Here is a 12,721-nt window from a genome sequence, read left to right on the forward strand (position 1 = left end):
GTGAAGTGATTCAATTTATCCGACTTAATATACTTGTATGGTAGTTGCCATTAAGGCGTGGGCCGTCATGAGTAGAGAAGGATAAGTAATGTGAAAATTGTCAGCGCTGAAGTGTTTGTTACCTGCCCAGGGCGTAACTTTGTCACGGTGAAAATTACCACCGATAGCGGTTTGACGGGTATCGGCGACGCGACGCTCAATGGTCGTGAACTGCCGGTCGCGTCTTATCTCAAGGATCATGTGTGCCCGCAGTTGATCGGGCGTGACGCGCATCAGATAGAAGATATCTGGCAGTATTTTTATAAAGGCGCGTATTGGCGTCGCGGCCCGGTCACGATGTCGGCCATTTCCGCGGTGGATATGGCGCTGTGGGATATCAAAGGCAAGGCGGCCAATATGCCGCTTTACCAACTATTGGGCGGCGCATCGCGCACCGGGGTAATGGTTTATTGCCATACCACCGGCCATACCATCGATGAGGTGCTGGACGATTACGCCAAACACCGTGATATGGGATTCAAGGCTATTCGCGTGCAGTGCGGCGTTCCCGGAATGAAAACCACCTATGGGATGGCGAAAGGCAAAGGTCTGGCCTACGAACCGGCGACAAAAGGCAACTGGCCTGAAGAGCAACTGTGGTCGACGGAAAAATACCTCGATTTCACTCCCAAGCTGTTTGAGGCGGTGCGTGACAAATTTGGCTTCTCGGAACACCTGCTGCACGACATGCATCACCGGCTGACGCCCATCGAAGCGGCCCGCTTCGGCAAGAGCATTGAAGATTATCGCCTGTTCTGGATGGAAGATCCCACCCCGGCGGAAAATCAGGAATGTTTCCGCTTAATCCGCCAGCATACGGTTACGCCGATTGCGGTCGGCGAAGTGTTTAACAGTATCTGGGATTGCAAACAGCTGATTGAAGAACAGTTGATCGACTATATCCGCACCACGATTACCCATACCGGCGGCATTACCGGGATGCGCCGGATTGCTGATTTCGCTTCTCTGTATCAGGTGCGTACCGGTTCGCACGGCCCGTCCGATCTGTCGCCGATTTGTATGGCGGCGGCGCTGCATTTCGACCTTTGGGTGCCTAACTTCGGCGTTCAGGAATACATGGGCTATTCCGAGCAAATGCTGGACGTGTTCCCGCATAGCTGGGTGTTTGACGACGGCTATATGCACCCCGGCGACAAGCCCGGGCTGGGCATCGAGTTTGATGAAAAGCTGGCGGCCAAATATCCCTATGAACCCGCTCATTTACCGGTCGCGCGTCTGGAAGACGGCACGCTGTGGAATTGGTGACAGAGGTAGCGAATATGAAAAGCGTGGTGATTGAAACGCCCGGGAAATTGGTTATTCAGGAACGCCCGATCCCCCAGCCGCTTGCCGGCGAAGTCAGAGTAAAGGTGAATTACGCCAGCATCTGCGGCTCTGACGTGCATATTTGGCACGGACATAATCCGTTTGCAAAATATCCGCGGGTTATCGGGCATGAGTTTTTTGGCGTGATTGATGCGGTCGGCGAGGACGTCGATCGTTTGCGTATCGGTGAGCGGGTTGTGGTCGATCCGGTGGTCAGTTGCGGTCATTGCTACCCTTGTTCGGTAGGCCGTCCCAACGTTTGTACTGAATTACAGGTTATCGGCGTGCATCGCGACGGGGGGTTCAGCGAGTATGCCTGCGCGCCCGCCGCCAATGCCCACCGTATCCCCGATTCGATACCGGACAAGCTGGCAAGCCTGGTTGAACCTTTCACCATCGCCGCCAATATCTGCGCCTTTCTGCAACCGGCGCCGGAGGATATCGCCTTGATTTATGGCGCGGGGCCGATGGGATTGACCGCGGTTCAGGTGCTGAAAAAGGTGTATGGCGTTGCTCAGGTCGTGGTGGCGGATCGCCTGCCGGAGCGCCTGGCGATGGCGCGCGACAATGGCGCCGACCTGACGCTGGATAACGGCCGGACGCCATTGGCGGAACAGTTGGCCGGGGTTCGTCCGACGCTGATTATCGACGCCGCCTGTCATCCGTCCATTCTGGCGGAAGCGGTTGCGCTGGCTTCGCCGGCGGCCCGTATCGGACTACTGGGTTTTTCCGGCGAGCCTTGCACTGTCACCCAACAAAGTCTTACCAGTAAAGAACTGTCGTTGTTTACCTCACGCCTTAATAGCCATCGTTTCCCGCAGGTGATTGACTGGCTGCAACAGGGTTTGCTCGAACCGGAAAAGCTGGTGACGCACTATCTGAATATTCATGATGCGGAGGCCGCTTTAACGCTATTTGAAACTGAACAGCGCACGTGTTGCAAAGTTATCTTGTGCGTGGAGTAAAAATCATGCCCGGGGGATTTATTTTCGCCCGGCATCATTCTGATGATTACCTGTGATAGCACCGAATACAATAAGGTGAATATAAAGATGAAAGTATTACAAAAAATACCTCGTACCCTGTCTCTTGCCAGTTTAATCATGGCGTTTTGTCTTGGGCCGGTCAGCGCCAATGAAAAAGATAAAACAATTCGCTTAAAAATGCAGAGTGGTTATGCCTCCTCCCTGGCGATATTAGGGCCGGTTACTCAGCAATTACCCAAAGATATCGCCGCGGCTTCCGATAACAGCATCCGTATTCAGTATTTCGAGCCTAAAGGGCTGGTTCCCAATGAGGGGATCTTTGATGCCGTGTCCACGGGTTCAATTGATATGGGCTATGCCGGGCTGTCATTCTTTGCCCAGAAAAATCCGGCGCTGGCTTTTTTTGATGCCGTTCCTTTTGGTATGGACGCAAATGGACTTATCTCCTGGCTGGAGCAGGGCGGCGGTAATGATCTGAGAGATAAGCTGCTGGAAAAATATAAAATTAAAGGACTGATCTGCGGATTTAATGCCCCTGAAGCCGGCGGCTGGTTCAATAAAGAAATTAACGCCGTACAGGATTTACGCGGATTAAAAATGCGTATTGCCGGGCTGGGCGGGAGAACCTATGAAAAGTTAGGCGTTTCCACGCAGAATATGGCCGGTGGGGATATTTATGCCGCGCTGGAACGCGGCGTGATTGATGCCGCGGAATATTCGATGCCCGCGCTGGATCAGAATATGGGGTTGTATGAAATCGCCAAATATTATTATTTCCCCGGCTGGCATCAGACCTCTTCCATTCAGACGCTTTTGATCAATAAGGACAAATGGGATGGCATGAGTCCGCGTCAACAGCAGGCTATTCAGGCTTCCTGTAACAAAGCCGTGCTGGAAAGTATTGCCGTGGGAGAGGCCATTCAAGGCTCCGCGCTTGATTTTATTAAATCAAAAGGCGTACAGATTAAAATATTCCCACAACCTATTCTGGATGATTTGAATACCGCCTGGCAACAGGTCAGTGAAGAACTGAGCGGTAATAATGCGGAATTTAAAGCGGTGGCGGATTCATATAACCAATTTCAAAAATCCTACTCTCAGTGGAGAGCATTATCAGCGGGCAATTTACCTGAGTAGTCTGCATAGTGCTCAGCAGCGGGTTATGGCCCGCTGCTTTCCATAAGGAATCTTTTTATGGTTAACCGACTCTATAAACTGGCCAATATTATTGATGCGATTCTGCTGAAGACCGGTCGGATTTGCGCCTGGTTTCTGATACCGCTTACCTTGGTTACGCTGTATGACGTCGTTTCCCGACGGTTTGGCGGTATTGGCTCCACCGGATTGCAAGAAGCGGAATGGCATCTGCACACCTTACTGTTTATTTTCCTGTTCGCCGGGGTCATGGTGAAGGATATGAATGTGCGTGTCGATGTGTTCAGGGAGAATTTCAGCGAGAAAACCAGACTCCGTGTGGATCTTTTCGGCGCGCTGTTTCTTGCCCTGCCTTACCTTATTGCGGTGATTTATTTTGGCTATCATTTCGCCTTGATGTCTTTTGAACAAGGAGAAGGATCTATTTCCAGCCATGGTTTACCGCATCGCTGGATAATTAAGGCCACTATTCCGATTGGAATGACGCTATTATTATTAGCCACCCTCAGCCGTATTATTAATATCTGCCGGCAATTACATACGTTATCCACATCTTCATCGGGGAATCCATCATGAGTGCCTCTGTTACAGTCATGGGGAAAAAGTCTCCGCGCCGTAAAGCGTTAGGTTGCGTGGTGTTTGCGTTGCTGCTTATTTTCGTTGTGGTTGGGGTTATTCGCTCGGATCTGGATGCCGGATACCTAATTCCCATTGCGATGTTTTTAACATTATCCGTGCTGATTTTTTCCGGTTATCCGGTGGCTTATGTATTAGGGGGAACAGGAATGCTGTTTGGCTTTATCGCCAGCCAGTACGATCTGTTTTCCATGATTGAGTTTTTTAATATCCTGCCGCGAGCCTGGCAACAGCTTGCGGAAAACCTGACGCTGGTCGCCGGGCCGATGTTTATCTTCATGGGGATACTGCTGGAGCGCAGCGGCATTGCGGTGGATCTGCTCGATGCTATTCGTATCCTGACCAAACGCGTGCCCGGCGGCATGGCGCTGGGCGTTGTGTTGATCGGCGGGATCCTGGGCGCAACGACCGGCGTGGTGTCGGCCACGGTAATTATGATGACGACGCTGGCGTTGCCCAGTATGCAGCGGGCCGGGTATTCGAACGCGCTGTCGTGCGGCACGATCGCCGCGGCAGGGACGATCGGCATTATCATCCCGCCTTCCGTTATGCTGGTTTTTATGGGCGATGTGCTACAGGTCTCCATCGGCCGTCTGTTTATGGCGACGATCGGGCCGGCGTTGCTTAATCTGGCGCTCTATATCGTGCTGGTTATCACTCTCGGCTTCTTTTTTCCGAAACTGGCGCCTAAAGCCGTGGACGTGCCGGAATACACGATCAAGCAAACCCTGCTTATTATTGTTCGCGGGATTCTGGCCCCGGTATTCTTGATTTTTATGGTGTTGGGATCGATCTTCGCCGGTTGGGCGACGCCGACGGAAGCCGCGGCGGTTGGCGCGCTGGGCGCGTTTATTCTGACGCTGGTCAAACGCCGCTTCACCTTTGCCATGCTGTATGACGTGGTACAGAGCACCGCATTCGTCTCGGCGATGATCTTCTTTATTGTGTTTGGCGCGACGGTGTTCTCCTACGTTTTTCGCTCTATCGGTGGTGAGCATTTATTGATTGATGCCATTGAAGCCGCGGATTTAACGCCATATACCCTGTTAATGGTGCTGGTCGTGGTGACTTTTCTGGTGGGTTTCTTTTTCGATTGGATCGAAATTTCGTTAATTTTCCTGCCTATTTTCGGCCCTATTATTGCCCTGATGACATTCGATTTTGAATTTGTCGGGCGGGGCGATGTATTGGTCTGGTTTGGGGTAATTGTCGGGTTGGTATTACAAACGTCATTTCTGACGCCGCCTTTCGGTTATACGCTGTTATATATGCGCGGCGCGATTACGGATAAATCAATAAAAATGACGCAGATTTATACCGGTGTTATTCCCTTTGTTATTCTCCAGTTGATCGTTGTCGGGCTGATTATCGCCTATCCCAATATTGCACTGTGGTTGCCGGTTTATTTGCTCGGCGGCTAATTAAAAGATGAGATAACGAAAATGCAAAGAATCAATTTTGATGTCATGAAAGAGACGGTGAAAAAAGCATTTTTAAATGCCGGATTAAGTGAACGGAAAGCGGAAATTTGCGCGCAGATTCACACTGAATCCAGCTGCGACGGCATTTATTCACACGGTTTGAATCGCGTCCCGCGCTTTGTTGATTATGTGAAGAAGGGCTGGGTGGATATCCATGCCGAACCGACGCTGGTTAAATCATTGGGCGTTATTGAAATTTACGATGGCAATCAAGGTATTGGCATCACCAACGCGCTGTTCGCCGTTGAAAAGGCCGCGGCAATAGCGCGTGAAAATGGCATCGGCATCGTGGCATTGCGTAATACCACGCACTGGATGCGGGGCGGCACCTATGGGTGGAAAACGGTGGAGAAAGGGCTGGCGGCGATTTGCTGGACCAATACGGAATCCTGTATGCCGTCATGGGGCGCGAAAAATACCCGCCTGGGTAATAACCCTTTTGTGATGGCGGTGCCGCGCGACAAAGGGCCGTTGGTGCTGGATATGGCGATGTCGCAATATTCGTACGGCAAATTGCAGGTCACGCGCCTGAAAGGCGAACGCCTGCCTTTCCCCGGCGGTTACGATACCCAGGGACGGCTGACGGATGAACCCGGCCCGATTGAACAATCAATGCGTATTCTTCCTACCGGATATTGGAAAGGTTCCGGCATGGCGGTTCTGCTGGATGCCATGGCCGCGCTGCTTTCCGCCGGTCGTCCAACCAATGAGATCGATAAGGTAGGCAAGGGCAGCTGTACCGGCGCCAGTCAGATTTTTATGGTTTTTGATCCGGCTCAGCTTGGCGGCAGCGAGTTCAGCAACCGTATGGCCGACAGCGTGGCTGATTATGTCAAAACGGCGGAACCGGCCGAAGGGCAGAAAGCGGTTTATTACCCGGGGGAACATTCGGCTCAAAACCGCCGTGAAAATTTGCAACATGGCATCCCGGTGGACGACGGCGTATGGGCAGAGATCCTGGAATTGGCGAGGTAGTTTATAAAACCTTTCCGCGCGGCTTACTGAATTTGAAATGAGAGTCTTTCGATGAATCTTTCACAAAGCAATCTGCATAAGGTGTCGCAGGGAACGATTGTCCCTGAATATGACCGCAATGTATTGAAAACCCGCATCGTGCATCTCGGTTTTGGCGCATTCCACCGGGCTCACCAGGCGGTGTATGCCGACCAGTTGGCCGCCGAGCACGCCAGCGATTGGGGATATTGCGAAGTCAACCTGATCGGCGGCGAGCAGCAAATTGCCGATCTGAAACAGCAGGACTTACTCTATTCCGTCTGTGAAATGAGCGGCAGCCGCTGGCACGGCCGCGTTGTGGGGGTGGTTCGTCAGGCTCTCCACGGCGAAGTCGATGGTATTGAGAAGGTGTTCGACGTGATGACGCAACCGGACATTGCCATCGTCTCATTGACGGTGACGGAGAAAGGGTATTGCTACTTACCGTCAACCGCATCCATTGATATGGATCATCCGTTGATTCAGCACGATCTGGCTCACCCTCGGCGGCCCCATTCGGCGCCCGGGGTGATTATCGAAGCCCTGCGGCTACGTCGGGAAAAATCGCTGATGCCGTTTTCCGTGATGTCCTGCGACAATATGCCGAATAATGGCGTCGTCACCCGCAATGTGGTTCTTGCCCTGGCTAAAGCGCAGGATGCCGACCTGGCGGCGTGGATAGAAAACCACGTCAGTTTCCCTTCCACCATGGTCGATCGGATCGTTCCCGCCATCACGCCGGATTCGTTGGCGAAAATCACCCAGGTTATCGGCGGGATTCAGGATCCGGTGGGCATTGCCTGCGAACCGTTCAGACAGTGGGTCATTGAAGATAATTTTGTCGCCGGGCGCCCCGCATGGGAGAAGGTCGGGGCTGAACTGGTGACGGATGTGCTGCCTTATGAAGAAATGAAGCTGAGAATGCTGAATGGCAGCCACTCTTTTCTGGCTTACCTCGGCTATCTGGCGGGTTATCAATACATTGATGAATGTATGCAGGACCGGGACTATGTACGGGCGGCGCGTCAGCTGATGCTGGATGAGCAGGCGACGACGCTGCATGTCGAGCATGTCGATCTGGACGCTTATGCCGAATCACTGCTTGAGCGCTATCGGAATACCGGGCTGAAACACCGTACCTGGCAAATTGCGATGGACGGAACATTGAAGCTGCCGCAGCGTATGCTGGATTCTATTCGCGTCCATCTGGCGAAAGGTGAGCCGTTCAACCTGCTGGCGTTGGGGGTGGCGGGCTGGATGCGTTACGTCGGCGGCGTGGACGATGCCGGACAACCCATCGACATCAGCGATCCGCAGCGGGAAAAACTGGCGCAACTGGTTTCACAAAGCGCGGACGGCGAGGCACGCATCAAGGCGTTATTAAGCCTGCGCGACGTATTTGGCAATGACCTGCCGGATAATTTGCTTTTCGTGCAACAGGTTGCGGAGGCGTATGCGTTGTTGCAGGCGCATGGCGCAAAGAAATCCGTTGGTTTGGCGTTAGAGAGAATAAATAAACGTTGAGTTAATAACCTGTCGGTATAGTCGGGTTATTAATGCATTGATATGAAATAGGTATTTAAAAAAGGAATTGTCTTTCCACGAGAAAATAAAGCTAATCGTTGCGTTGGTTTATTTTAATGGGGAGCGCTGTAGCAGTGTTATATGAAAGAGTAACCCTAACTCATTCGTGCCGGTATAGGTGATCGTTGTCACAAAATATGATCCGGCTTATGGCATCAATATCCCCGTTCCCCGGGTTTTCCCGGGGATATCAGGGCGGAGGTTATGCAAAGGTGCCGGTTTAAAACCCCTACTTTTCCTTTGGAGAATAAAAAATGTCAAACGATACATTAAGATTAAAAAGTGAAATCATTCATATATCTCCGCAACGAATGTTTAAAAAAATGGTATTCGGGACGTTGCTTTCGCTCTTTGCGGTTTCTTCGCTGGCGGCAAAAACCTATGAATTTAATTTGAGCACCGCCCTGGCGCCTGACGACCCTATTTATGCCGGGTTTAAGGAGTTTAAGAAAAATGTTGAGCAACGTACTGATAAACAGGTGAGAGTAAGGCTGTTTCCCAGTGGTCAGTTGGGGGCCGATGGGGAATTGATTCAACAGGCTCAGGTCGGAAGTAACGTCGGCGTGCTGACCGATGGCGGCAGGTTGGCGCAATTTGTACCTGAGTTGGCGATACTTAACGCTCCTTTCTTGTTATCGAACTATGAAGAGGCTTCAAAGCTGGTCTCAACGCCGCTTTTCAAGGGATGGGAATCCCAGTTGCAGAGCAAGTCAGGTCTGGTCAGCCTCTCGTTCAACTGGTATCAGGGCTCCCGCATGATGATCACCAAAAAACCGTTCTCTACGCCAGCGGATTTGAGGGGCGTCAGGGTAAGGGTGCCGGATGCGCCTATTGTGATTGAAATGATCAATTGCATGGGCGGCGCGCCGACGCCGATGGCCTGGTCTGAAGTCTATTCCGCGGTGCAGACCGGCGTAGTGGATGCCGCGGAAGCGCACCCGACTGCGTTGTATGGCTCCAAGCTCCATGAAGTGGCCAAATATATCACCAAGACCAACCACTACCATTTAATGACCTCTATTGTGGTCGGCAGTAAATGGTTCGATCAGCTTCCCGCCGAGTTTCAGCAGATACTTCATGAAGAATCTTACAATGCCGGAGCCTATGCGTCTCAGAAGATCATCGAGGAGAGCAATGCGGTGCTGGATAGAATGGCAAAAGGCGGGGCGACGATCGCGACCATCGATTTAGCGCCTTTTACTCAATCCTGCGCCAACGTACCCAATAAGCTCGGCCTGGAACAAGCCCGGGTCAGTCTGCAACAGGCTCTTGATATTCAGTAATCGTCATGAGCATTTCCACAGTCCCGTCCTGGCGGCGGGACGTTGTTTGAGAGATCGCAGATGAAAAAAATTATCAAAATAGAAATAGCCATCGCAAAAATCATGTTTATCATCATGGTGATACTTATTTTGGTTGCGGCGATTGGGCGTTGTGTGGGGCACCCATTAATCTGGTCTATCGAAATATCGATGGTGCTATTTGCATGGGTCAGCATGTTCTCTATTCATTATGCCCAGGCTAATCACCGCAATATGGGAATCGATTTTTTATCCAAACGTTTGCCCGAAAAAATACAAAACGCGATTGATTATCTTAATAAAATTCTGATTATTTCCTTTCTTGGTTTCGGCGCCTATGCGGGATATCTCTTTACCTGGGATACGCGGGCTCACGTATTGCCGGTTTCGGAAATTAGCCATATCTTCCTGAGCGCCGCGGTTCCGACGGGGTGCTTGTTGATTATGTTTACCTGCATTGAACAACTGATTGAGAAAGTAAATTCCACCAGAGCGTCTTCTGTAGAAGGGAACTTATCATGATGTGGTTAACTGGCTTGTTGTTTGTACTGTTTATGCTGATGGGAATGCCGGTTGGATTCGTCATTGCCCTATCAAGCCTGGCCTATTTTTTTACTTCCGACTTTTTACCTCTGGGGATCGCCTTTCAAAAATTTGCGGCGCCGACACAGTCATTCCCGATGATTGCCGTTCCGTTGTTTATTCTGGTAGGGAATTTACTGACGCGTACCGGCATTACCGAAAGATTATTGGATTTTGCCCGTTTGTTAACCGGGTGGATGATCGGCGGACTGGCGCAAATTAACGTATTACTGGCTATGTTAATGGGGGGCGTGGCGGGTTCGGCGGTGGCCGACGCCTCCATGCAGTCACGTATGCTGGGCTTCTCGATGATTGCCCGGGGTTATCCGCGCGCCTACACGGCGGTGGTTATCGCTTTCGCGTCATTGATAACCGCCACGTTACCGCCCAGCATCCTGCTGATCTTGTTTGGTTTTGTCGGAAATGTGTCGATTGGCAAGCTATTCCTGGCCGGCATTATCCCCGGTTTTCTGCTCACCATCACCCTGATGATCACCAATTACATCATGGCCCGCAGGATGAAGATCCAGCCGGAAACGTTATCAAAACCGACATTCAAAGAAGTTTGGGTTAGCTTCCGGCGGGGATTTTGGGCATTGATGTTTCCCGTTATTCTGATTGTCGTGATTCGTTTAGGGCTGTTTACGACCTCGGAAGCCGGTGCTTTCATCGTGCTGTATGCGCTGATTGTCGGCGGACTGATCTATAAGGAGCTCACCTGGCAGGGCATTCTTGATACGCTGACGGAAACGTTAGGCGATCTCGGTATTGTTATGCTGCTGGTGATGGCCGCCTTTATTCTCGGACATATCAGCGTATTGGATCAACTGCCTCAGGCAATGACCGAGTTGATTACTGATTTTACCGAGAGCCCGACGGGTATCATGCTGTTGATTTTTGCCCTGGTGCTGATTATCGGCATGGTATTGGATGCCAGCCCGCTTATCTTATTATTGACGCCGATATTGCTGCCGATTGTGACAGAGATTGGTTATGACCCCATTCACTTCGGCATTATGTTCATCACCTTGACATTGCTCGGGGCAAATACGCCGCCGGTCGGGATCTGTATGTATACGGTTTGCGGCATTTTGAAATGCGACACGCTGCACTTTATGCGCGCCTCTGTTCCCTATTTAATTTCTTTCCTGGTCTTCGTCGGTATTCTGTTTATTTTTCCGCAGACGGTACTGTTCCTGCCTAATCTGCTGATGCCATAAACCAGGGGGAAATAATGTACGGTTCGCTAACGTATTAGCCGATTCTGATAATCGCCTCACTATACTGCCGATGGCGGCAGTATAGTATTCCAGTATGCAGACTGTGTCGTATCGCCGGCATAAACATGGGCGTATCACGCCAGATTTATACCGGGAAAATAAGATAGATATGGCCCTGAGTATGCATGTATCATCAATCAATAAATATTTTGGGTAGAAAGCAGCGGTATGGATACGATCAATAACAGTGAACCTGTAAACCAACAGATTTATCGCGTGCTGCGTAAAGATATTGTGGAATGCAATATTTCGCCGGGGAAGCTGCTGTCCGAGAAAGAAATATCAACGCGTTTTGCCGTATCGCGTCAGCCGGTCAGAGAGGCGTTCATCAAGCTGGCTGATGTCGGGCTGGTACAGATCCTGCCGCAGCGCGGCACCTTTGTGATGAAAATTTCCGAACAGCGGGTGGCCGATGCCCGTTTCATCCGTCAGGCGCTGGAGTGCGCGATCGTGCGCCGCGCCGCGGAGTCGGTCACCGATGAGCAACTGTTGATGCTGGAACATAACTTGCGCCGCCAGGAACTGGCGGCGCAGAACCAACAGATGCGCGAGTTTCTCAGCCTGGATGATAGCTTTCATCAATTTCTGACGCAGATTGCAAATTGCCCGCTGGCGTGGGAAACCATTGAGTCGATTAAAGCGACAATGGACCGGGTGCGCTTTCTCAGTTTAAGTCAGGTTTCCCCGCCGATGAGCCTGATTCAGCAACATTATCTTATTTTCAACGGGTTGAAAGCCCGCGATCCCGATGCGGCGGAAAGGGCGATTCGTGAACATTTGCAGGAATTGATTTACTCGATTACGCCCATTGCCGAGCAGAACAGCGATTGGTTCGAGCATGCCTGATTTTAGCTCAGCTGGGCGGAGGGATGCTTATTGAGACACAATATCGGGCGACGGAACGGCGCCCGAATAACCGGAGCGGGGTCGTAAAGACTAAAATAATTCGACCCGCCAGCGTACATGCAACGTGAAGCATGACGAGTATAAACGTCAGGTGCGCCCAAGACGCATCAGTTCTTCCGGGGCAAAATAGCCGCTTACGCCCTGTAGCTCGACGCATTTTGAACGGCGCACTTCTTCTCGTTTCAGATTTTCCGCATGGATCGCCGCAATGGTTCCAACCAGGCGGGAACCGGCTTGCATAACACGGCAGCCGGAATCGATCGGATTTCTATATCTGTCATACGCTTTGTACACGTTAACCTCCTTCGCTTGACGATAAAATCGCATCGATCCTACTGCCGTGAAAAAATCATCACCAGCGGATTGGGGTTTTTATAGAAAGTCCGTCTATAAATCAGCTTGCTATTAACCGGTGTTGCTAAAAAATGTGGTGTAGATCACTATTTTAGCCT

Annotated in this window: 12 protein-coding genes; 11 read left to right on the plus strand and 1 reads right to left on the minus strand. The window is 51.2% G+C overall.

Annotated elements, in window-relative coordinates:
- Nucleotides 1–90: 90 nt before the first annotated feature.
- From manD to HOY33_RS07135, 11 genes are all read left to right on the plus strand, one after another.
- A complete protein-coding gene (gene manD / locus HOY33_RS07085; RefSeq protein ID WP_172289522.1) occupies nt 91–1,305 on the plus strand; it encodes a D-mannonate dehydratase ManD in 1,215 nt (404 codons plus the stop codon).
- A 14-nt stretch (nt 1,306–1,319) separates the two neighbouring features.
- Entirely contained in the window at nt 1,320–2,330 is a 1,011-nt protein-coding gene (locus tag HOY33_RS07090; protein ID WP_172289523.1) for a Zn-dependent oxidoreductase, read from the plus strand.
- Nucleotides 2,331–2,417: 87 nt separating this feature from the next.
- Complete coding sequence (locus HOY33_RS07095; protein WP_172289524.1) at nt 2,418–3,488, plus strand: TRAP transporter substrate-binding protein; 1,071 nt, start codon at nt 2,418–2,420, stop codon at nt 3,486–3,488.
- A gap of 57 nt (nt 3,489–3,545) precedes the next feature.
- Entirely contained in the window at nt 3,546–4,082 is a 537-nt protein-coding gene (locus HOY33_RS07100) for a TRAP transporter small permease subunit (RefSeq protein ID WP_172289525.1), read from the plus strand.
- Nucleotides 4,079–5,563 carry a TRAP transporter large permease subunit gene (locus HOY33_RS07105; RefSeq protein ID WP_199377676.1) on the plus strand — a complete coding sequence of 495 codons (1,485 nt, stop codon included), beginning with the start codon at nt 4,079–4,081 and terminating at the stop codon, nt 5,561–5,563. Before HOY33_RS07100 ends, HOY33_RS07105 begins: the two co-directional genes overlap by 4 nt.
- A gap of 21 nt (nt 5,564–5,584) precedes the next feature.
- Entirely contained in the window at nt 5,585–6,598 is a 1,014-nt protein-coding gene (yiaK, locus tag HOY33_RS07110) for a 3-dehydro-L-gulonate 2-dehydrogenase (protein ID WP_172289526.1), read from the plus strand.
- 51 nt (nt 6,599–6,649) lie between these two features.
- Nucleotides 6,650–8,140, plus strand: a complete 1,491-nt coding sequence (locus HOY33_RS07115) for a mannitol dehydrogenase family protein (RefSeq protein WP_172289527.1) — start codon at nt 6,650–6,652, stop codon at nt 8,138–8,140.
- A gap of 314 nt (nt 8,141–8,454) precedes the next feature.
- Nucleotides 8,455–9,483 carry a C4-dicarboxylate TRAP transporter substrate-binding protein gene (locus HOY33_RS07120; protein ID WP_172289528.1) on the plus strand — a complete coding sequence of 343 codons (1,029 nt, stop codon included), beginning with the start codon at nt 8,455–8,457 and terminating at the stop codon, nt 9,481–9,483.
- Nucleotides 9,484–9,543: 60 nt separating this feature from the next.
- Nucleotides 9,544–10,023, plus strand: coding sequence for a TRAP transporter small permease (locus HOY33_RS07125; RefSeq protein ID WP_172289529.1), 480 nt, complete (start codon nt 9,544–9,546; stop codon nt 10,021–10,023).
- The gene (locus HOY33_RS07130) at nt 10,020–11,303 is read left to right on the plus strand and encodes a TRAP transporter large permease (RefSeq protein ID WP_172289530.1); all 1,284 of its coding nucleotides are present in this window, start codon (nt 10,020–10,022) and stop codon (nt 11,301–11,303) included. The genes HOY33_RS07125 and HOY33_RS07130 overlap by 4 nt, the downstream gene beginning before the upstream one ends.
- 228 nt (nt 11,304–11,531) lie before the next feature.
- The gene (locus HOY33_RS07135) at nt 11,532–12,209 is read left to right on the plus strand and encodes a GntR family transcriptional regulator (protein ID WP_172289531.1); all 678 of its coding nucleotides are present in this window, start codon (nt 11,532–11,534) and stop codon (nt 12,207–12,209) included.
- Between the two features lie 147 nt (nt 12,210–12,356).
- On the opposite strand, the gene ydfZ is transcribed toward HOY33_RS07135, so the two are convergent.
- Complete coding sequence (ydfZ, locus tag HOY33_RS07140) at nt 12,357–12,596, minus strand: putative selenium delivery protein YdfZ (protein WP_172289532.1); 240 nt, start codon at nt 12,594–12,596, stop codon at nt 12,357–12,359.
- Between the last annotated feature and the right edge of the window lie 125 nt (nt 12,597–12,721).

Origin of the sequence: Brenneria sp. hezel4-2-4 (assembly GCF_013155275.1) — a bacterium.
Lineage (GTDB): Bacteria > Pseudomonadota > Gammaproteobacteria > Enterobacterales > Enterobacteriaceae > Brenneria.